Genomic DNA, 1,105 nt, shown 5'->3' with positions numbered 1-1,105 from the left:
TGTGATGTCCAGGCAGGTTGTTCAGTCTGCTGATGGGCGTGGCCCTGATTGCGGAGTGGTGCCTGTGGTGATTATAGAAGTGCAGCCATCCGGGAAGCGCGTCCCGCCGCTCGGTCTCTGAGGTGTAGAACCGGGCGTAGGCCCACCCATCGGCAAGGGTGCGATGGAAGCGTTCGATCTTCCCGTTCGTCTGCGGCCGATAGGGCCGAGTCCGCTTAGGCACGATCGCCAGGTCTCGACACGCATCACGCCAGGCGTGTGATCGGTAGGCGGAACCGTTATCGGAGAGCACTCTCTCGACGGTGACGCCCCGCTCGGCAAACCACGCCACCGCGCGAGTGAGTACCCCGATCGCGGTCGCAGCTTTCTCGTCTTCGCAGATCTCGATGTAGGCCACACGAGAGTGGTCGTCAATGACGGTGTGTAGGTATCCCACCCCGAGCCGGGGCTGATATCGCTTGGTGCGAGTGCCCTCGCGATCGGATGTCGCCGCTCGATTGATCAGTCCCTGCTGTCTGCCGACGAACCGGTGTCCACCCCCGTCAGGGATACGACCGAACTTGGTCACATCGACATGGATCAAGGATCCCGGATGAGGATGCTCGTAACGTCGGATCGGTTCGCCCGTGACCCGATCAATGCGCGAGAGCCGGTTCAGACCCGCGCGCACCAACACGGCGTGAACGGTGGAAGCGGGCATGCCGAGCTCGGAGGCGATCTGGGCTGGACCGTGTCGGCCCCTCCAGCGCAGCCCGATGATCCGTTTAACCACTGGCAGCGGAGTGCGGGTGGGCATGGAGTGGGGACGACTTGACCGGTCGGTCATCCCGGCCGCGCCCTCATCACGGTAGCGAGCCGCCCATTTACGGGCCGTGACGGGGGAGACCATAAACATCTTCGCGGCAACGGTGACAGGCCATTGATCCTCGATGATGAGTTTCGCAAGCCTTAAACGTGCGCGCGGGGTCAGTGCGGCATTAGCGTGGACCATGAAGGCCTCCTGGTATGTGAAGCGGTTTCTTAGACAGCTCCACTTCACAACAGGAGGCCTTCGCCCTTCAACAGATCACACAGGATTCCCATAACAACGTCCCTGGACATCACA

The 1,105-nt window shown here is 61.9% G+C and carries 1 protein-coding gene; it reads right to left on the bottom strand.

Translation table 11 applies throughout. The features are described 5' to 3' along the window. Positions 1-991: IS481 family transposase (locus H7E91_RS11450; protein WP_182355243.1), on the bottom strand; the 991-nt coding region annotated here is incomplete at its 3' end. Between the last annotated feature and the right edge of the window lie 114 nt (positions 992-1,105).

It is taken from the genome of Flaviflexus huanghaiensis (assembly GCF_014118685.1).
Taxonomy (GTDB): Bacteria; Actinomycetota; Actinomycetes; order Actinomycetales; family Actinomycetaceae; genus Flaviflexus; species Flaviflexus huanghaiensis.
This window is presented reverse-complemented; position numbering and strand designations above follow the sequence as displayed.